This is a genomic window from Pseudovibrio sp. Ad13 (genome assembly GCF_001623225.1).
Classification (GTDB): Bacteria; Pseudomonadota; Alphaproteobacteria; order Rhizobiales; family Stappiaceae; genus Pseudovibrio.
Genome location: NZ_LMCC01000017.1, coordinates 1 through 17,977, shown reverse-complemented (window position 1 = coordinate 17,977; position 17,977 = coordinate 1). Strand labels below are relative to the sequence as shown.

Genomic DNA, 17,977 nt, shown 5'->3' with positions numbered 1-17,977 from the left:
TCTTTTCGTCTGGAAGAGCAGGTGCGCTTATGAAGCTGAGCCGTCGAGACTTTGTGAAAACCAGCGCAAGCGGCGGGCTTGCCGCAGGTGCAGCTACATTCATTTCCGGCAGTGCTGGCGCACAGCAATCTCAACCTGTTTTGCCTCCTGCTTCTGTCCCACAGGAAACAGCTTGCGCACAATCACTCCTTGGTGCAGGTGTTGCTAAGCCGGATTTTACGCTGGACGTGGATGAGAAACCTTACTCTCAGTATGGTGTCGATCTCAAAGGCATGCTTGTTGGTGGCACATGGCCGGGTACTCCTATCCGATATACGGAAGGGGATATGTTCCGGGTACTCATCAATAACCGGATGAAACAGCCCACCTGCATTCACTGGCATGGAATCCTGTTGCCGTCTTTACAGGACGGTGTCCCCGAAATTGCGCAGTTGCCCATTGAAGCGGGAACCTCTCAATATTACGAGTTTCCGCTGGTTCAACAGGGGAGCTATTATTACCACTCCCATCTTGGATTGCAGGAGCAGTATGGTCTTCTGGGAGCTCTCATTATTGATCCTAAAGACAATCCATATTCCTATGATCATGATGAAGTGCTGATGTTTAGCGACATTCCACCAGCCGAAGGTGGAGAAATCATCAAAGGCTTACGAAGTGGCAGGCATCGGCCCGAGATCAAAGACGCTTATGAGCCTCCCAACTCCAAAGACTTTGATATTGATGTTGTGAATGCTGGTTACACTCTGAATGGACAACCCAACTCCAAACCGTGGACGTTGACCGTCAAAAAAGGAGCGCGTTTGCGGCTGCGGTTGATCAACTCGTCCGGCAGCACCTTCTTCAGAATTTCTATTGATGGACTGAAGTTCTCAGTCATTGAAGTTGATGGCAACCGTATGCAGCCTGTTGAAGGGCAGAATGTGATTGTCCCGACATCAGCCCGTTATGATGTGCTGGTAGATGTGCCGGACAGTGGTAGTTACACAATCCATGCTGCTGCGCTTGGTGATAATAAGCAGTGTCTTGGGGTTATTCATACTGATGATGTGAAGGCCAGCGTGAATGACAAGCGTCCTTCCTTTGACGGGGTTACTGTTGATTTCAGAAGCCTGAAGTCGCTTGAGGCATCAGGGTTTGGCCGAAAAGTTGATCGTGTTTATGATGTGCTGCTTTCGGGAGATATGAAGGCCTATGAGTGGATGATGAACAATCACTACTGGCCTGAGCCCTATGCGGGGCCTGATCCGCAAAAGACGTATCTGGATGTGAAACAGGGTGAGGTGGTTCAGTTGCGGATGATCAATCGGTCTCCCATGTCTCATCCTATGCACCTTCACGGCCATACATTTCGCGTACTTGGTGGTCCTGATGACGACTATGCGCCAGTGATGGATACGGTTTGGGTGCCTAAGAAGCAGACGGTGACCATCGAATTTCTGGCCAACAACCCCGGCATGTGGGCCTATCACTGTCACAATATCTGGCACTTGGCTGTCGGGATGATGCAGCCCGTGCGCTACGTTGTTGGTGAACGTGAGATGCTGCGGTAGCTCCGTAATTTCTGTTGGGGGGCTGCTCTTGATGTGTTTACGCTGTTGCCGGATTTAGCTGCTTAAAAAGGGGGCTGCTGCGTCTTCCTTTTGCCCGAAGTTTCGGGGAAAGGAAGAATAAATGAAAATTGGAAAGTTTATAGTTGTCTGTGCGCTGGCGTTGAGTGTTGGTCTGCCGAGTGCTCAGGCTGACGTTTATTGGGCAGATGAGCCTGATACCCTTGTAGGTAATAGAACTTTGGACTCGCGCTCAAGTTTTACAGGGCCAACTGTTCGGCAGGTGCTGAGTGAATCATCTGATCGCGATATCCAGCGTGCTTACCAGAATCCGGCAGGGACTGATGGTCTGTACTTGCTCCTGCGTGATGAGAGTGGTGTTTGGCATCGTGGCGGACGCCCTCCGGCTACCCATGTGACTGTCGAATTATGGGATCGAGGGCGATATCAAACGACCTGTCATGTCTATTCATATCGCGAGGACCGGGATCGAAGGTTCTTTTACACGACCTGTAACTAATGCTCGTGCTAATTGACCTCGCAGAACGCTGCTGCGAGGTCTCGTGATGCTGTGCGTTTTTTCCCAGTATTGAATAAATGTGAGATTTGAGCATCAGATGATTTAGTTTGGCGAGATTTCCATGTTGAGCCAATGCAAAAACTCTTTGATTTCAGGTTCGTTGCGTTTGCAGTAGGACCATTTCAAATGCTTCTGTGCAGTTATAAAGCCAGCTTGTTTTAAAATATCCAGATGCCTGCTGGCAGTGGGTTGGGCAACGCCAAGCGCCTCTGCAATCAAAGTCATGCAAACTCCAAACTCAGAAGGATCAGCTGATTGCTGATGGCTGAAGTGTTTTTGTGGGTCTCTCAGAAGGCGCAGGACCATTAAACGAGGCTCACTGGAGATGGCTTTAATTTGTATTGCTCTATCCATGTAAATATTCATATAGTCATTTAGCTAAATGTCAATGTGAGTCATGCTATGCTGGAACTTCCAAACACTTCGGTCATTAACGGAAACGCTGTTCGCTGGGGAATGATGGGGGATGGACCGCCACTGGTTGCCATCCACGGCACACCTTTTTCTTCGCAGGTCTGGCGCAGGATTGTGCCGCATCTCTTTGATCACAGGAGGGTCTATTACTTTGACCTGGTGGGCTACGGTTACTCCGAGAAACGCGAAGGGCAGGATGTTTCCCTCGGAGTGCAAAATGAGGTGTTGGCTGCCCTGTTTCAGGAATGGGAGTTAGATCGCCCTGATGTTCTGGCTCATGACTTTGGAGGTGCGACAGCTCTGCGGGCCTATTATCTGAATGGTCTGCGTTACGGTTCTCTGACGATATTTGATGCGGTTGCTTTGGCTCCATGGGGATCGCCGTTGGTGCAACATGTGCGCGAACATGCTGAGGCCTTTGCTGGGATGCCGGAGTATATGCATAAAGCGATGTTACGGGCTTATTTGCAGACGGCTGCTCATAACGAGCTTTCCGAGGAGGCTTTGGAGATTTATGCCGATCCTTGGATTGGACCCGTTGGGCAACCAGCATTTTATCGTCAGATTGCGCAGATGGACCAAAAATACACTGATGAAGTACAGGGGAGTTATGGGGCTCTGGATTGCCCGGTCTCGGTACTTTGGGGGGCGTGTGATGAGTGGATCCCCTATGAGAAGGGGGAGGTTTTGGCTGGTCTGATTTCCGGGGAAGATTGTATTCCAGTTCCTCAAGCAGGTCATTTGGTTCAGGAAGATTGCCCCGAGGCTATTGTAGCTGCGGTTTTGAAGCAGATTTTGGGTAGATGACACCCAAGCTTTGCATGATTGAAAACCACCCCGCAGCATGGTGCTGCAGGGTGGTGTTGGTCAGCGATTGTCGAGCTGGCTGCGGACGCGGGTCAAGCCCAGTTTGGTGATGCGATAGGGGCGGCCTCCTTTTGAAGAGATCAGGCGTCTGTACTTCAGTTTTCTGAAGATGTGCTCGGAAAGACCGGCATAATACCAGCCGTCCCGGGTGACGCAGTTCATTTCTTCCAGAGTGCCATCGTCGTCACGGCGCAATTCAATGCAGCCGCCTTGTGCCAGCACATGCAAAATGCGCTGTTCAGCTTTCGAAATATCCATGGATGTCTTTGAGTTTTAAAGATGCACTTGTCTCGTCTGCCCGCTCATGCGCTCAGTGAGATTGTTTGGATTGTGCATGCCCTGTCTATCTTCGACAGGGCTTTACCGGGACTCTTGTCGAGCTCGCATCAAAACTCCATTGATTGATGGCTGCCTTATAGGCAACCTATCTGAGTGTCGCAAGCGTGTCATTTCTTGCTGGACTGCGAAAACAAGCAGGTGTTGCAGATTTGCTGGAAGTGTTGGATGTGTTGGATGTCTCTCCCTATTATTCTCTGCAACGTACTTTTCGGGGATGTGCTCCAAGTCTGTTTCGCAGTCACTCCAATAATGTGCTAGGGGAACTACGTAGCGCTGTGCAGGTGCTTTCCTAATTGATCTGAATGAGACTTTAATGACCGACGATATCTCTGTAATCCTGCTGTGGCCGGGGCTTTTGAATCCGTTTGCCATATTGATCGCCGCCTATATGGGCTACTACGCCAATCAGCGGGGGAAGATCTTTATTGCAGGATTTGCTGCAGCTGCGCTCAGCCTGTTTCTTGAAGGGCTTATCAAGCTTGTTGGGGTACCTTTGCCGTGGAACCCTGAAGTAGGGCCGCTGGCGTTGTTCCCGTTCCGCTTTGCGACGGGGCTGATTGTAAGTGCTATTGCTATGAAAATCGGGGCAAGTCGTCGCCGCGCAAAGTGAGTGCTGAGGGATTGTTGTTCAGCGTGGGTCAAGCTCCAGATGCTTCTGCGCGACTTTCTACAAGCTTCTCCCCGAAATTTAGGCACTCTGGTTCAAAAACCCCCGAAGATTCACTTGCCATTGCGGGGTTGATGGCCTACCCAACACCATTGAGAAATTAGGTGGTCTTCGTGGCTGTGCATCGCGTGGCCGGACTTCCGTGAAGACTTATACGAACACAGGATATTGATCGCATGACGCTGCTTGTCGATACGCGCACTCCGGATCCGAAGAAATTCATCAAGGGCGCAACTGGCGACTGGGAAATCGTAATCGGCATGGAGGTTCACGCTCAGGTGACCTCTGAAGCCAAGCTATTCTCGGGCGCTTCTACCAGCTTTGGCAGCGATCCCAATAATAATGTGAGCTTGGTTGATGCGGCGATGCCGGGCATGCTGCCAGTGATCAACGAAGAATGTGTTCGCCAGGCTATTAAGACCGGTTTGGGTCTGAAGGCCGAGATCAACCTGAAGTCCGTTTTTGACCGCAAAAACTACTTCTACCCTGATCTGCCGCAGGGCTATCAGATCTCCCAGTTTAAACAGCCGATCGTTGGTGAAGGTATCATTCACCTTGATATGAAGAGCGGTGAGCAGGTTGAAGTGGGCGTTGAGCGTCTGCATTTGGAGCAGGATGCGGGTAAGTCCCTGCATGACCAGCACCCGACTATGTCATTTGTTGACCTGAACCGTTCTGGCGTGGCGCTGATGGAAATCGTTTCCAAGCCAGACATTCGCTGTGCTGATGAAGCCAAGGCTTACCTGACCAAGCTGCGCGCCATTTTACGTTACCTGGGTACCTGTGACGGCAACATGGACCAGGGTTCCATGCGTGCTGACGTGAACGTTTCTGTTCGCAAGCCGGGTGGTGAGTTTGGTACGCGTTGTGAGATCAAGAACGTGAACTCCATCCGTTTTGTTGGTCAGGCGATTGAATACGAAGCCCGTCGTCAGATCGGCATCTTGGAAGATGGCGGCGAGATCGATCAGGAAACACGCCTGTTTGACAGCGTGAAGGGTGAGACCCGTTCCATGCGTTCTAAAGAAGAAGCGCATGATTACCGTTACTTCCCGGACCCAGATCTGCTGCCGCTTGAGTTCACTCAGGCGCTGGTTGATGAGATGGCTGCGGATCTTCCGGAACTGCCGGATGAGAAGAAGGCGCGTTACATTAAAGACTTCGGTCTGACCCCATATGACGCTGATATTCTGGTTGCTGAGCGTGTCTCCTGTGACTTCTTTGAGGAAGTTGCCAAGGGCCGTGATGCAAAGCTGGCTGCGAACTGGGTGATCAACGACACCTTTGGCCGTTTGAACAAAGAAGGTCTGGATGTGACCTCCAGCCCGATCTCTTCTGAGCAGCTGGGCAAGATCATTGACCTGATCAAAGCAGGCACCATTTCTGGTAAGATCGCGAAAGACCTCTTCGAGATCGTCTGGACTGAGGGTGGTGATCCAGCTCAGATCGTAGAAGATCGTGGCATGAAGCAGGTGACTGACCTTGGTGCGATTGAAGGCATCGTGGACGAGATCCTTGCAAACAACACTGACAAAGCAGAGCAGGCGAAAGAAAAGCCAGGCATGCTTGGCTGGTTTGTTGGTCAGGTGATGAAAGCCTCCAAGGGTAAAGCAAACCCACAGGCTGTGTCTGACATGCTGAAAGCGAAGATCGGCCTCGAGTAAGTCGTTCATACAGCTTTATAGAATTCGAAGGCCCGCCAGTTTGGTGGGCCTTTTTTCTTGGTGAGGCTAGGTCACCTCAATCCACCCTCCTGATTTGTGAGAGCGGCGGGCAGCATCGACAACTTTTGCAACTTCGAGGCCGTCTTTGAATACTGGCCAATCCGTGGTTCCTGTCGCAATGGCCTCCAGAAAGTCACGAGCCTCGATGATTAGCTGATCCTGATAGCCGGTTCCGTGACCGGGACCGAGACAGAAGGCGGCATAATCCGGATGGTGAGGATTGGTGAGGATCTTTCTGAAGCCGGATTGCTCCGGTTCATCCTCTATTTTGTAAAGCCAGAGGGCGTTCTGGTCTTCCTGATCAAACCGCAGCGCGCCTTTGGTGCCGGTGATCTCATAGATAATGCCCATCTTCTTGCCCAGTGCGACACGGCTGAAGAGGAGGTGACCCGTCGCTCTGTTTTCAAAAGTGCACATAAACTGAGCCACATCATCGTTGGTGACTTGCTCGACGATGTTTGGTGCGCATTCTGACGGGCGTGTTTTGAAAACGGTCTCAATCTGTGCACTGACTTTCCTGATTGGGCCAACCAGTACATGGGCGCAGTTGATCATGTGAGGGGCGAGGTCTCCCATGGTGCCGTTGGAGTCTCCGCTGGAGCGCCATGTGGCTGGGGCATTGGGGTTTGCGAAAAAATCCTCGGTATGTTCTCCGCGAAAGAAAGTGATGTCTCCGATTACACCTTCTTTGAAGAGCTGATGGGCAAGTTGTGTCGCAGGGGTGCGGATGTAGTTGAAGCCCACCAGATTGACTTGCTCTGAGGCTTGCGCTGCCTGTGCCATTTCGGTTGCGTCTGCAAGGCTCGCGCCCAATGGTTTTTCGCAGAGCACGGGCTTTCCCAGTTTGAAAGCTTCCAGAGCGATTTCTCTATGAGTGGCTTGTGGGCTGGCAATGACTATGGCTTCAACCCGCGGATCGTTGACCAATGTGCTCCAGTCACTGGTGGATCTGGCAAAGCCGAATTGTTCGGCCTTCTCCTGAGCGCCGTTTTCTGTGGTGGTGCAGATCATTTCAAGTCGGGCACGGAGTTTGGTGTTGAACACTGCGGGGGCTGCGTTGAGTGCGACGGCGTGCAGTTTTCCCATATACCCTGCACCGATCAGGCCAATGCCAATTTCCATAGGGCGTCCTTTTATAGATGAGGGAGGGTATGTCGGGGGGGCTTAAAAACTAATCAGGGAAACCGATAAGAATTGGAAATGTTCGGTTGCTTGATCCCTTCAAAGGGACTAGGGAGAGGCATCGACCCCAAGAAAAGTTGACTGGATATCATCTCATTTTGAGTGCGCGTCCCCAGCTGGGTTCAGATTGGTTCTGCGGGTGCGTGTAAAGAAGTTGACGAACAGAGGCGATTGCTTTTGGTGGGTTTGGGGTTAGAGCGTGGTGAAAACGTGTCTCTTGAATGAGTGACCCCTAATATCTCAGTAATCTTAATAGCTTAGAGATGTTTCACAGGGTTAATTTTCGCTGTGAATCATCATCGCTCTGCCTAGCCACGACCATATCTCCGCCTTATTACGCTACGATAAACTTCAGGTGATCGGGCGTTATGGAGACTTGTCTGGTCTGGGGTCTAAGCTCTGCTAGAACTTATAGTTGCGCAGTGTATGCGAACACTGCACTTTGTTGTATTTGAAACCTTGGGGGCGTCTCGTTGCTTAATCAACGAAGTAGTTTTCTTTCCAATATCGCTGTATTAGGCGTCATTTGCTCCAGTGTTGGACTTGGGGCTTTTGCTTCTTCTTCAGTGGCTGCTGCAAGCGAAAGCTCTCAATCTCAGGTGCCATTCACCTTTGGCGCACTCGTGGCAAAGATGAAGGCACAGGCGCAAGACGCCTATGTTGAACCAACCAGCGAACTGCCGGAAGCACTGGCGGCCTTGAAGTACGATGGCTATCGGAAAATTGGCTATAAACGTGACCGTAGCAAGTGGAAGGACACCGAGAACTTTCGGGTTCATGCCTTCCATCCGGGCTGGTTGTTTAAAAATCCTCTTAAAATTCATGAGGTAAGCGAGGGCGCTGCTCAACCATTCGTGTTTGAAGCTGCTGACTTTGACTATCAGGATGCGGAGCTGACCGCATCGCTGAGCGATGTTTCTTTTCCCGGTGTTGCCGGATTCCGCTTGCTAAATCCACTCAATGTGGAAGGGCGGATGGATGAATTGGTGGCGTTTCTGGGCGCCAGCTACTTCCGTGCTTTGGGCGCGGGCAATGTTTATGGCCTGTCCGCACGTGCGCTTGCCATTGATACAGCCAGCGGTAAGCCGGAGGAGTTTCCGAACTTCACTGCGTTTTATCTTGGCAAGCCAGTAGATGGCTCTGATAAGGTGACGGTTTGGGCTGAGCTTGATAGCCCGAGTGTGACCGGAGCCTATCAGTTTGTTTTTAAGCCAGGTCAGCAAACAGAAGTTGATGTGACTGCACATCTGTTCTTCCGCAGTGATGTGGAGCGGCTTGGTATTGCTCCACTGACTTCCATGTATCTTTACGGTGAGAATGACCGTGTCGGGTTTGATGATTTCAGACCAGAAGTGCATGACAGTGATGGGCTGAAGCTGCGCTTTGCCAATGGCAAGACCGCGTGGCGGCCACTTTCCAACCCGGATAATCTGCAGCTTTCCTTTATTGGTGCCAGAAGCCCAGTTGGGTTTGGCCTGATGCAGCGTGACAAAGATCTTGAGAATTATCAGGACCTTGAAGCTCGCTACGACAAGCGTCCAAGCCTTTGGATTGAGCCTCTTGGTGATTGGGGTTCTGGTGCTGTTATGCTGGCAGAAATTCCAACGGATCAGGAAATCAACGACAATGTTGTTGCCTTTTGGTCTCCGAATGAAGCGGTGAAAGCGGGTGATGAACTCTCATTCCACTACAAGATGTATTGGGGTGATGAGGTTGGCCGTAGTGAGCAGATGCTGATGCCTGTGGTCCAGACCCGTTCTGGCAAAGCCGGACATTCGGCTTCTGAGGAAAGCTCGCTGACCCGTAAGTTTGTGGTGGACTTTGATGCTGAGTTGTTTGCTGAGAGCGGATTGGATGGGGAGCAGCTTGTACGCGCAAAACCATTTATTGAAAACGCTGCTTTAAACGGCACAGTAAACTTTGCTGACGTTCGCTACATTGAAGAACTGGGTGTTTATCGTGTGTTTCTGGATGTTTCCCGCGATGACCTTGAAGTCCCGGTTGAGTTGCGCCTTCAGCTGACTGATGGCGAAAAAGCAGTTTCCGAAGAATGGCTTTACCAGTGGGGGTGGAGCTCATGAGGCCTATGACATCTAATCTATTTTCGACACAAGTTGACTTGAGCAGCGGTCCAGTTGCACCGCTTGCCATGCCAGTGCAGGATCTTTCTGCAGATGATAGCTGGCTTGTTCTGATCTGGCGTCGCATGCGGTTTGGGCGCAGCTACTCTGCGCTTCCTTCCAAACGGACGCGCTTGCAAAAAGCCATCTCTACCTTTTCGGAGCGGTAATCCATGGATAAGCCGTTTCGCGACGGGGTAGGGCACCGCCGGGCTGCGGCTTTTGTCTTCTGCCTGGCGTTGTCCCTCAGCTTTACAGGGCTGTTTTATGCAGCCTTGAGTGCTGACTATCTTAATATCTATGAGGTTGTTCGGATTGTGCTGCTGTTTGTCAGCACCCTCTGGCTTTCCTGGGGCGGGGCAACCGTTCTGCTGGGTTTGCTTTATGGTCGCTCTGTTCAACCTCTTGAAACTGATCCGCGATCTCTGCCTGCTGCTGGCACTGCAATCCTCATGCCAATCTACCATGAAGATGCACCGGAAGTTGCCGCTCGTCTCGCTGCGATGATGGATGATCTGCGCGCTAACAATGCAACGCACTTGTTTCACTGGCATGTGCTTTCTGACAGCCGTGATGAAGAGATTGCGGCAGTGGAAGAGCAAGTGGTGCGCCAGTTGGTTGCCCGCTATCCGGAACAGAAGATCTTTTATCGTCGCCGGGCTGACAACCATGGCCGCAAAGCGGGCAATGTTGCTGAGTTTGTGCAGCGGTGTGGTGGTGCCTACCGTTACATGGTGGTGCTGGATGCTGACAGCCTGATGCGTGCCGACACACTGGTGCACATGGTTGGACGCATGGAAGCCGAGCCCAATCTTGGGCTGTTGCAGACCGTGCCGATGCTTGTTGGCCTGAAAAGTTATTTTGGCCGCAGCATCATGTTTGCCTCTGGCATGTTTGGCCGGTCCTTTGCTTTTGGCCTTGCAGCGATGCAGGGCGAATGCGGACCATTTTGGGGGCACAACGCGATTATTCGCACACGTGCGTTTGCTTCTAGTTGTGGTTTGCCGGAGTTGGATGACACCGCGGCATTTGGCGGGCACATATTGAGCCACGACAGTGTTGAATCTGTGCTGTTGGCGCGTGCGGGCTGGCAGGTGGAGTGTGATCCACGGATTACTGGCTCCTATGAAGCCGCACCTGAGAATATTCTGGGCTATGCCGCGCGTGACCGGCGTTGGTGTCAGGGTAACTTGCAGCATTCCCGTGTGGTTGGGGCTCGTGCTCTGAAGCCCTGGGGCCGGTTCTCTCTGATACTTGGCATTATGTCTTACCTGAGTTCCCCGGTCTGGGCTGCGTTTCTTCTGGCAAGTTTGTTTGCGCCTTTGGACCTTCCTGTGCTGCAGGCCTATACCTTCCAGAACCACCTTCCGGTTCTTGGCCACATTCCGATGAGTGCGGCTTATGAAGGGGCAGCTTTGCTCTTTGGCGTAGTTGCCTTGCTGGTGCTGCCGAAAACACTCGTTGTTTTGAAAGAAGTATTTCTGGGCGTAGAGAACACCTCTCGCAAAGGCATACTGGGCGGTTTTGTGGAGCTGATTAGCTCTGCGGTGTTCGCACCGGTTTTGATGGTGTTTCAGTGCCGTTCTGTCTTTGAGGTTCTGATGGGCCGGGACAGCGGCTGGACCAATGCGCACCGCGATGCGGGCCGCTTGCCTTTGCTGGACTGCCTCAAATCTGTCTGGTGGGTGAGTGTGATTGGTGCGATGGCCATAGGGCTGAGCTGGATTGGTGAAGCCTCACTCTGGCTTTGGGTGATGCCGGTTGCTCTGCCGATGCTGCTCGCGCCGTTCATCATCTGGGCAAGCTCTTACAATGTGGGCAGTCGGGCTGCTGAACGTTTGGGTTTTGTGCTTTCCTCTGACCAGGAGGGGGCTGCGCAATTGCTCGCTCATGTGGAAAAATACTCCGCAGATCTCAGGGTATAGACGGCTAATTTGTGCTTTGAGGGCCACATCCACCAGCTGAACCGCTGGGATGTGGCCCTTCTTATATCTGCTGGTGTCTCTCCGATTTAAGCTTTTGGTCCAAGCCTCTGATGGGGATGCAGTGATGCCGGAAGAGACAGTTTCAACCCGATTTTGGTGGCGTCCCGCTGGCGTCTTTGTTCTGATTGCAGGGTATTTGCTGCTGCATCTGGTTCTACGTGGCTATTTCTCCCCCACACTCAGCACGGATGACATGTTTGAGAACGTGTTTGTGCAGGAGTTGAAGCTTGGCTACCAAGTGCGTCAGCCTCCGCTTTATGAGTGGATGCTTTATGGGGTTCAGAAGGTCTTTGGGCCGACGATCTGGAGCTTTCTGGTTCTCAAGTATGCGCTGGTGCTGTGTTTTGCGCTGTTTCTTTATGGCGTTGCGCGGCAGGCCATTCCCAATGCAAAGCTGGCGGCGCTTGCCGTGTTTTCTTACGTGGCGCTCTATCAGATTGGCTTCAACCTGCATGAGGGCGTGACACATACTGCTGTGCTGATGGCGGCTTCTGCGGCAACGGTTTACTGCTTCCTCTGGCTTTTGAGGGAGAAGACGGTGACTGCGGCTGTGTGTTTGGGGCTCGCAGTTGGGTTTGGAATGCTTTCCAAGCACTCTTACGTGCTGGTGCCGGCTGCTGTTTTTCTGGCAGCACTCAGTGATCGGCATTGGCGCAAGCAGGTGCGGCTTCCGATGTTGGTCGTTGCTGGTGTGATCGCGGCCGCAGTGTACTCGCCCTATCTTTACTGGGTCATGACCGGTGAACAGGCCCTTGTCGGTTCCGCGTTGACTGTGATGCGTGAGGGAGAGCAGGGGGCTGGGCTTGCCCGAGTTGTGACAGGTGAGCTGCGATTGCTGGTGAGCGTGCTCGGGTTCTCCGTCCCGTTTTTACCGCTGGTGCTGCTGCTGTTTTTCCCGGCGCTGTTTCGCGGTGCTAAAGCAGTGGGGGCCGATCCTGATGTGCTGCAGGTTGGCAGACTGCTTCAACGGGCATTACTTGTTTCTCTGGCTCTGGCGTTTATGGGCGTGTTGGTCAGCGGGGCGCAATACATCAAGGAACGGCACATGCATCCAGTGCTGCTCTTGTTGCCCATCGTGATGTTCACCCTGATTTCCCAGAGGCGCTATTCGCCAAGGTCGGTGAAGATCTACAGCAGTGTGCTGGCCCTGCTGGTTCTTGTCGTGCTTGGCATCCGCATCTCCGGCTTCCTCGCTCCAGACAAGAAAATGTGCGGTGGTTACTGCCGGCATATGAAGCCCTACGAGGAGCTAGGGGAGCAACTCAAGGCGCAATTCCCGGAAGCTGCTCAAGCAACGATTGTCTCACTGGATGAATACACCGGCGGAAACCTGCGCGTTACCCTGCCAGATGCCCGGCACATCATCCAAAATTTCCAACCGAGCACCCGGCAACGGCAAGACTGCTTCGTTGTCTGGGATATGGGAGACAACGGCGCACAACGCAGCATGCAAGCAGCCTTGACCAGCGGCGGTTTCGCACCCGGCAAAGCACCCGCAAGCCGAAATACTTTACATTCAAATCAGATAGATGTGAGTTGGCCTCATTTGTGGAAGAAGGATAACTTCCGTAAAACCACATTCGGCGTCGCGAAGATTGATCGCGATTCTGAAATTTGCCGCTAACTCATATTGGGTGTTTTGATGCTGAAGATACGTGTTGCCAAAGACGAAGACATTGAGGCTGTAGTGCAGATGATGAACGGAGGAGCTTCTTCCCAGCGGGTTCATCTGGAAAACGGGGAGACCGACACATATAAGCCAGCGTTTCACGCGATCCAGCAATGCCCTAATACCGATATTTATGTGGGTGAGACAGAAACGGGCGAGGCGGTCGCAACTTTTCAGCTGACTTACGTGAAGGGTCTTGCCTTCAACGGCAAACCGCGTGGTCAAATTGAGAGTATGCACACTCGTGCTGATATGCGCGGCCAGGGAATTGGGCAGGAAATGCTTGCTCAAGCGGTCAAGTTGGCACGTGATAAAGGCTGCTGTATGGTGCAGTTGACCTCAAACAAAGAACGCAGTGGTGCACATCGCTTTTATACCAGCAACGGATTCTTGCCTACGCATGAAGGCTTCAAGCTTATTTTCTAAGCGTTAACTGGCATGAAAGTCGGATGGTTTCGCCGCAAGCTTCTCGAAATATCTGCATCCGCGAACCGAAGGGATGAAACTTTCCTTTATCCCCCCATTTCAAGTGTTTTCTTACAGGTGACCAAATGGCTGTATCGCAGACCAAACCCATTGAGCTTTATTATTGGCCAACACCGAATGGTTGGAAGATTTCCATCATGCTTGAGGAGCTTGATGTTCCCTACGACTTGAAGCTGGTGAACATTGGGCGTGGTGAGCAGTTTGAGCCAGACTTTCTCAAAATAGCGCCAAACAATCGGATGCCTGCGATTGTTGATCCTGAAGGACCGGGTGGTGAGCCGATTTCGATTTTTGAGTCAGGTGCTATCATGCAATATCTGGGGCGGAAGTTTGAGCGGTTTTATCCATCTGAAGAACGTGCTCGTGTTGAAACTGAAGAATGGCTGATGTGGCAAATGGGCGGGTTTGGCCCCATGCTTGGGCAAAACCATCATTTCCGCGTCTATGCACCTGAAAAAATTGAGTATGCGATGACCCGTTATTTCAACGAGACACATCGGCTGTATGGTGTGCTTAATAAACGGCTTGCTGATCGGGCTTATGCTGCTGCCGGGGAATATACGATCGCGGATATGGCAATATTTGGCTGGTCTCATCGCTGGGAACGGCAGGGAATGGATTTGGAAGAGTTTCCGCATGTAATGGCTTGGCGCGAACGTTTGTTGGCTCGCTCTGCAGTTGTCAGAGGGTTAAATGTGGGTGACACAGAAGCTAAAACCTCAAATATTGCAGAGGACAAGCAGGCACAATCAGTGCTGTTTAATCAACGTGGATCATAACCTGACGACATAGCAGTCTCTTCCAGAGCTGTTCGACGTATATGCCTTGGGGGTATCTGCAGAGGAGACTTCCGCCTTCGATCCCTTTTTAGGCTATTTATTCATCACGTCACCGGCACTTTAAGTTGATTTGAACCGGTGGCCTCTCATACCTAGGCTCACGCAGAATGATAAATTGAAATCACTTGCGAATGGACCTTGGAACTATGCGGGCTCATAAATTCTTCCTGACCTCTCTTATTCTGGCTGTTTGGGCGTTTGCCTCGCCTGTCTCAGCCGCTTCTTTTGAAGACCCTAAGTACAGTCTTGAAGTGAAAGACGAGGCAGGTACTAAAACACTGCGCGATGCTTTCACCAAAGGACCTGCTATTTTGCATTTCTGGGCAACATGGTGCCCGAACTGCCGTGTTGAACTGCCAGCAATGGAACGGTTTGAAGATGAGTTGAAGGCGCAAGGTCTGGATGGTCAATTTGTTGTCGTAGCATTGGAAGATGTTCCGTATGACCGCATCCAAAGTTTCCTTCAAGATCGTTTGGAACTGGAGCGCTTTACCAGCTATCAAGCCGTTGATATGCAAGCAGTTGGAACCGCATTTCAGGTTGCGGCGATGCCTTACACGCTCTTTATCGATGAAAACGGGGATGTGCTTGGCGGAATTCCGGGATCTCTTGAGTGGGATGCCCCACAGATCAAAGAGACCTTTATTGGTCACCTTCAAGGCAAAGGTACGATCGCCTCTGGTAACTAAGTCTGTTTTCCGGGTTTTTGCAGTTTCGAACTTGGAACCCAGGGAAAGTTGATTATCCTTTGATACATAAGAGCCCTCTTGCCGGACTACTTAAGTCCGGGCAAGTTTGGGCTCTTTTTCATACGAGTTGAAAGAGCTTCCATGGTGATGTCGATTGCAGGGAAAATTTGATCCAGTGGAGTTTCGAACTTGACCATCTGGATGATCCCTTCAAAAGCCATCATAAAATAATCCACCAGATGGTCTATGTCCTCTGGTGCTTGCAGATCGCTTTCAAACTTTACCAAGCGCCGCCGGATCTCAGCTGCCCATTGGAGACGCAAAGCGAGGTACTCTTGACCCAGCTCCGGATCAAGCCGACCAATCTCGCCAATGGTGGACCAGTAAAGGCTACCTTCGGTACGGTTTTGTTCCTCGCATAGCTCTGCAAAATCAGTCAGCATCAGGTACATGCAGGAATAAATATCAGCGTACATCGCGGAGCTTGAGCTAACTTGCTGGCTAAATCGCATGAAGTACCAGCGCATAGCCGGGGCGATGAGATCTCGTTCCCCCTCAAATCTTTGGTGCAATAAGTGAGGGGCAATCTGTGCTGCTTCAGCAACTGCGTCGATGTTTGCTGCTTGCCGACCTTTTTCCAAAAGAAGCTGGAATGCTATCTTGAACACCTCTTCCAACCTGTGTGGTGGAATCAGGTCGTCGGGATTTTTGTTGCTGATCATAAAACCACAGACTCATCCTTAGCATTTCAACCTTAGCAAACTGCGGTAATTGTTGTGCGTCTTCCTGAGTGTCTTCGAGTTCAATTTGGCCTTCGAAGCGAGTATTCAGAGTGCCTGAGCTGTTGTCCTTAGCATAAAGCCAAAAATGATCCGGAAAAGAATGCAGCGAGATATGTTTCAATTTGTTGGGGTTGTTCTATGGGTAGCTCTTTAAGATATTTCATAGCAAGGGGGAAAGCTGCAGGATTGATTTTGTTATTTGAGTTTAGGGCGTTGCCAGATCACATTTTCACAAAAATTCAGGAGGATTTTTTTGCAACCTGTCATTTTTAGAAGGCCATTGGGCAACAGGTGAATATTGATAGTGATTTCATATCCACGCCGAGGATCATAGCCTTCTGCGTACCATTTATTTTCTCCAGCTGCCTTTATATTCCAGAGTACCTTTAATCCAAGGACTTTGCGCTCCCGTTTGGTCGTATCGTGATTTCGGAGGTCCAGAATATCTTGCTGACGTTTACCGTCGGGTGGTTTGAAGGACTGAAGCTGCCCACACATGGTCGAACCACATTGTGAGATACTGATAATTGCACCCTTGGTTGTCCGCCACAAACCGAGCAGGTCTGAGCCTTTGGCTGCTGTCGCCAATGAAGTTGAGAGAAAAATAAAGCCAAAGATGAAACCAGAACGGACCATTCCAACCTGCTTGCTTGATCACCTGCTCAATCTCAGGAGCAGGTGACTAGCTATCATAACAGGCCAGTTTCGGCTTGTTGCCTCTGGGCTTAAGGTAAATTTACTTTGTACGGGTCCAGGTGTCGCCTTTACAGAAGATCAGCACGCAACCCTCAAGTTTCAATTTATCGCTGGAAACCAGTTCCATTTTGCCGGAGTATGTTTTGCCATCTTCCGCATTGTAAACCTTGCCCTTCCAGCTGTTTTTTCCGCTGGGTTTCATACCAAGAATGGTTCTTGAGCCAATTAAGGACCGATCGCGGAGCTTGGGATCCGGGTTCTCTGTATCCTTACGTGGTTTTTTTAACCAAACAATGTTGCCGCAAAGATTCCCCCCGCACTTGGAGATCTTAATCTTGGCGGTTCCGTTTGCCCTCAGCCAGGTGCCGGTTGCATCAGCGGCAAGGGCTGATGTGGCCAAGCCAATTGAAAGTATCGCTGCCAAGGATGATTTCAATAAGGGTGCTTTCATGGTTCCTCCCAAAACACTGAAGCTTGCTAATAATGGCTTTACCTTATCGTAAAGCTGGGAATGTGCAAGGCAATCAAACAGAGGACTGGACAAGCTCTCATTGATTTCGATTCGCACAACCCACCAATTCAATCAGTGCGATATCCCTTGGTTTACAGCGTGTCAGAACTGCGTAATTTTTGACTTTAAAGCAGCTTTTTTCGTTTCAATCATGGTTTTTAACCGCCTTTTTAGAGTGTCAAAATCTAATAGTCCGCGACGTCAATTAGATTTCGGGGAGGCGTCGGCTTCCTCTTATCTCATGAAAAATTACGAGCAAATCCACACGAGTTCACTGTGTTTAGGAGAGAGATTTAATGACTGTGTTGCAGTTTGATGGCGTAATTCATCGGCATGTGAAGCAAAACCTATGCGAAGTAGAGTCTCTGTTACGGCGTGGTCTGGATGCGGCATCTGGAAAAGCCGGTGCTTGCGATCTGATCGAAGCCCATAAGTGGTTTAACCTTGCAGCGATGCGAGGTAGTACGCAGGCAGTAAGATATCGTCGTGAGGTATCTCAGGAAATGTCGAATATGGAGATTGCTGAGGCACAACGCGCGGCTAGAGACTGGCTTTCTGTACACTGATATGAATTCTACAGCTTGTCGCGATTGGTATGCGGCAAGCTTATGATCCGAGGCTTTGGGAGCGTTCTCCCAAGATAGAGCCGGGGACACTCGTTTGAGCGAGAGCTGTTTTTTGAAAAGACAACGTTTGAGCGTCTCCCACATCTAAAGTTAAGAACCCGCTTTCCGCGTTGGTTTTGCGATGTTCGCAGCGGTGCACAGGGCGCTTAACAAATTCATTATTCGATTATCAAAGAACTCGGGCTTTACCGATAGTCGGGTTGTCTGTGTTGGTTTTGATAGTGAGGCTTGTTTTGATCTCGGTCCATTCCTGT

20 protein-coding genes are annotated in these 17,977 nt (G+C 51.0%); 14 read left to right on the top strand and 6 right to left on the bottom strand.

The window, feature by feature from the left end:
• Window positions 1–29: 29 nt before the first annotated feature.
• Window positions 30–1,550: a multicopper oxidase family protein gene (locus PsAD13_RS19670; RefSeq protein WP_063319257.1), complete on the top strand. Its 1,521-nt coding sequence runs from the start codon at window positions 30–32 to the stop codon at window positions 1,548–1,550.
• Between the two features lie 121 nt (window positions 1,551–1,671).
• Window positions 1,672–2,067, top strand: a complete 396-nt coding sequence (locus PsAD13_RS19665) for a hypothetical protein (RefSeq protein WP_057463344.1) — start codon at window positions 1,672–1,674, stop codon at window positions 2,065–2,067.
• A 102-nt stretch (window positions 2,068–2,169) separates the two neighbouring features.
• Here PsAD13_RS19665 and PsAD13_RS28595 read toward each other — a convergent pair whose 3' ends face one another.
• Window positions 2,170–2,352, bottom strand: a complete 183-nt coding sequence (locus PsAD13_RS28595; RefSeq protein WP_342585919.1) for an ArsR family transcriptional regulator — start codon at window positions 2,350–2,352, stop codon at window positions 2,170–2,172.
• Window positions 2,353–2,529: 177 nt separating this feature from the next.
• Here PsAD13_RS28595 and PsAD13_RS19655 point away from each other — a divergent pair, with 177 nt between their 5' ends.
• A complete protein-coding gene (locus tag PsAD13_RS19655; RefSeq protein WP_063319256.1) occupies window positions 2,530–3,348 on the top strand; it encodes an alpha/beta hydrolase in 819 nt (272 codons plus the stop codon).
• A 60-nt stretch (window positions 3,349–3,408) separates the two neighbouring features.
• Here PsAD13_RS19655 and PsAD13_RS19650 read toward each other — a convergent pair whose 3' ends face one another.
• Window positions 3,409–3,666 (bottom strand): YjhX family toxin, encoded by a 258-nt coding sequence (locus tag PsAD13_RS19650; RefSeq protein WP_054667435.1) that lies wholly within the window; start codon window positions 3,664–3,666, stop codon window positions 3,409–3,411.
• A gap of 394 nt (window positions 3,667–4,060) precedes the next feature.
• Between PsAD13_RS19650 and PsAD13_RS19645 the strand changes: the two genes are divergently transcribed.
• Both PsAD13_RS19645 and gatB read left to right on the top strand, forming a co-directional pair.
• Window positions 4,061–4,357: a hypothetical protein gene (locus tag PsAD13_RS19645; RefSeq protein WP_063319255.1), complete on the top strand. Its 297-nt coding sequence runs from the start codon at window positions 4,061–4,063 to the stop codon at window positions 4,355–4,357.
• A 233-nt stretch (window positions 4,358–4,590) separates the two neighbouring features.
• The gene (gatB, locus tag PsAD13_RS19640) at window positions 4,591–6,078 is read left to right on the top strand and encodes an Asp-tRNA(Asn)/Glu-tRNA(Gln) amidotransferase subunit GatB (RefSeq protein WP_063319254.1); all 1,488 of its coding nucleotides are present in this window, start codon (window positions 4,591–4,593) and stop codon (window positions 6,076–6,078) included.
• Between the two features lie 66 nt (window positions 6,079–6,144).
• Here gatB and PsAD13_RS19635 read toward each other — a convergent pair whose 3' ends face one another.
• Window positions 6,145–7,260, bottom strand: coding sequence for a Gfo/Idh/MocA family oxidoreductase (locus tag PsAD13_RS19635; RefSeq protein WP_063319253.1), 1,116 nt, complete (start codon window positions 7,258–7,260; stop codon window positions 6,145–6,147).
• A 533-nt stretch (window positions 7,261–7,793) separates the two neighbouring features.
• Between PsAD13_RS19635 and PsAD13_RS19630 the strand changes: the two genes are divergently transcribed.
• The 7 genes from PsAD13_RS19630 to PsAD13_RS19600 all read left to right on the top strand — a co-directional run bounded on the left by PsAD13_RS19630 (window position 7,794) and on the right by PsAD13_RS19600 (window position 15,108).
• Window positions 7,794–9,401: a glucan biosynthesis protein gene (locus PsAD13_RS19630; RefSeq protein ID WP_063319252.1), complete on the top strand. Its 1,608-nt coding sequence runs from the start codon at window positions 7,794–7,796 to the stop codon at window positions 9,399–9,401.
• 5 nt (window positions 9,402–9,406) lie between these two features.
• Window positions 9,407–9,610, top strand: coding sequence for a hypothetical protein (locus PsAD13_RS19625; RefSeq protein ID WP_057463442.1), 204 nt, complete (start codon window positions 9,407–9,409; stop codon window positions 9,608–9,610).
• A gap of 3 nt (window positions 9,611–9,613) precedes the next feature.
• Entirely contained in the window at window positions 9,614–11,365 is a 1,752-nt protein-coding gene (mdoH, locus tag PsAD13_RS19620; protein WP_063319251.1) for a glucans biosynthesis glucosyltransferase MdoH, read from the top strand.
• Window positions 11,366–11,489: 124 nt separating this feature from the next.
• Window positions 11,490–13,049 carry a glycosyltransferase family 39 protein gene (locus tag PsAD13_RS19615; RefSeq protein WP_063319418.1) on the top strand — a complete coding sequence of 520 codons (1,560 nt, stop codon included), beginning with the start codon at window positions 11,490–11,492 and terminating at the stop codon, window positions 13,047–13,049.
• Between the two features lie 18 nt (window positions 13,050–13,067).
• Window positions 13,068–13,520, top strand: a complete 453-nt coding sequence (locus PsAD13_RS19610) for a GNAT family N-acetyltransferase (RefSeq protein WP_063319250.1) — start codon at window positions 13,068–13,070, stop codon at window positions 13,518–13,520.
• A gap of 125 nt (window positions 13,521–13,645) precedes the next feature.
• The gene (locus tag PsAD13_RS19605) at window positions 13,646–14,359 is read left to right on the top strand and encodes a glutathione S-transferase N-terminal domain-containing protein (RefSeq protein WP_063319249.1); all 714 of its coding nucleotides are present in this window, start codon (window positions 13,646–13,648) and stop codon (window positions 14,357–14,359) included.
• Between the two features lie 206 nt (window positions 14,360–14,565).
• Entirely contained in the window at window positions 14,566–15,108 is a 543-nt protein-coding gene (locus tag PsAD13_RS19600; protein ID WP_208986831.1) for a TlpA disulfide reductase family protein, read from the top strand.
• Window positions 15,109–15,194: 86 nt separating this feature from the next.
• Here the strand turns inward: PsAD13_RS19600 and PsAD13_RS19595 are convergent, their stop codons facing one another.
• The 3 genes from PsAD13_RS19595 to PsAD13_RS19585 all read right to left on the bottom strand — a co-directional run bounded on the left by PsAD13_RS19595 (window position 15,195) and on the right by PsAD13_RS19585 (window position 16,986).
• Window positions 15,195–15,830 (bottom strand): TetR/AcrR family transcriptional regulator, encoded by a 636-nt coding sequence (locus PsAD13_RS19595; RefSeq protein ID WP_208986830.1) that lies wholly within the window; start codon window positions 15,828–15,830, stop codon window positions 15,195–15,197.
• A 255-nt stretch (window positions 15,831–16,085) separates the two neighbouring features.
• On the bottom strand, window positions 16,086–16,526 hold the full coding sequence (locus PsAD13_RS19590) for a DUF2147 domain-containing protein (RefSeq protein ID WP_063319247.1): 441 nt from the start codon (window positions 16,524–16,526) through the stop codon (window positions 16,086–16,088).
• Between the two features lie 100 nt (window positions 16,527–16,626).
• Entirely contained in the window at window positions 16,627–16,986 is a 360-nt protein-coding gene (locus PsAD13_RS19585; RefSeq protein ID WP_244271769.1) for a DUF2147 domain-containing protein, read from the bottom strand.
• On the opposite strand from PsAD13_RS19585, the gene PsAD13_RS28395 reads away from it, so the two are divergent.
• On the top strand, window positions 16,922–17,089 hold the full coding sequence (locus PsAD13_RS28395; protein WP_244271773.1) for a hypothetical protein: 168 nt from the start codon (window positions 16,922–16,924) through the stop codon (window positions 17,087–17,089). The two genes, PsAD13_RS19585 and PsAD13_RS28395, sit on opposite strands and share 65 nt — an antisense overlap.
• Before the next feature lie 304 nt (window positions 17,090–17,393).
• Window positions 17,394–17,663, top strand: a complete 270-nt coding sequence (locus PsAD13_RS19580) for a hypothetical protein (protein ID WP_063289404.1) — start codon at window positions 17,394–17,396, stop codon at window positions 17,661–17,663.
• Window positions 17,664–17,977: the final 314 nt, after the last annotated feature.

What these genes read in the sequence shown, in the direction of transcription:
- PsAD13_RS19615 (WP_063319418.1), top strand. Translation starts at nt 11,490, where the DNA reads ATGCCGGAAGAGACAGTTTCAACCCGATTTTGGTGGCGTCCCGCTGGC.
- PsAD13_RS28595 (WP_342585919.1), bottom strand. Translation starts at nt 2,352, where the DNA reads ATGACTTTGATTGCAGAGGCGCTTGGCGTTGCCCAACCCACTGCCAGC.
- mdoH (WP_063319251.1), top strand. Translation starts at nt 9,614, where the DNA reads ATGGATAAGCCGTTTCGCGACGGGGTAGGGCACCGCCGGGCTGCGGCT.
- PsAD13_RS19645 (WP_063319255.1), top strand. Translation starts at nt 4,061, where the DNA reads ATGACCGACGATATCTCTGTAATCCTGCTGTGGCCGGGGCTTTTGAAT.
- PsAD13_RS19655 (WP_063319256.1), top strand. Translation starts at nt 2,530, where the DNA reads ATGCTGGAACTTCCAAACACTTCGGTCATTAACGGAAACGCTGTTCGC.
- PsAD13_RS19595 (WP_208986830.1), bottom strand. Translation starts at nt 15,830, where the DNA reads ATGATCAGCAACAAAAATCCCGACGACCTGATTCCACCACACAGGTTG.
- PsAD13_RS19650 (WP_054667435.1), bottom strand. Translation starts at nt 3,666, where the DNA reads ATGGATATTTCGAAAGCTGAACAGCGCATTTTGCATGTGCTGGCACAA.
- PsAD13_RS19580 (WP_063289404.1), top strand. Translation starts at nt 17,394, where the DNA reads ATGACTGTGTTGCAGTTTGATGGCGTAATTCATCGGCATGTGAAGCAA.
- PsAD13_RS19670 (WP_063319257.1), top strand. Translation starts at nt 30, where the DNA reads ATGAAGCTGAGCCGTCGAGACTTTGTGAAAACCAGCGCAAGCGGCGGG.
- PsAD13_RS19610 (WP_063319250.1), top strand. Translation starts at nt 13,068, where the DNA reads ATGCTGAAGATACGTGTTGCCAAAGACGAAGACATTGAGGCTGTAGTG.
- gatB (WP_063319254.1), top strand. Translation starts at nt 4,591, where the DNA reads ATGACGCTGCTTGTCGATACGCGCACTCCGGATCCGAAGAAATTCATC.
- PsAD13_RS19625 (WP_057463442.1), top strand. Translation starts at nt 9,407, where the DNA reads ATGACATCTAATCTATTTTCGACACAAGTTGACTTGAGCAGCGGTCCA.
- PsAD13_RS19665 (WP_057463344.1), top strand. Translation starts at nt 1,672, where the DNA reads ATGAAAATTGGAAAGTTTATAGTTGTCTGTGCGCTGGCGTTGAGTGTT.
- PsAD13_RS19600 (WP_208986831.1), top strand. Translation starts at nt 14,566, where the DNA reads ATGCGGGCTCATAAATTCTTCCTGACCTCTCTTATTCTGGCTGTTTGG.
- PsAD13_RS19605 (WP_063319249.1), top strand. Translation starts at nt 13,646, where the DNA reads ATGGCTGTATCGCAGACCAAACCCATTGAGCTTTATTATTGGCCAACA.
- PsAD13_RS19635 (WP_063319253.1), bottom strand. Translation starts at nt 7,260, where the DNA reads ATGGAAATTGGCATTGGCCTGATCGGTGCAGGGTATATGGGAAAACTG.
- PsAD13_RS19590 (WP_063319247.1), bottom strand. Translation starts at nt 16,526, where the DNA reads ATGGTCCGTTCTGGTTTCATCTTTGGCTTTATTTTTCTCTCAACTTCA.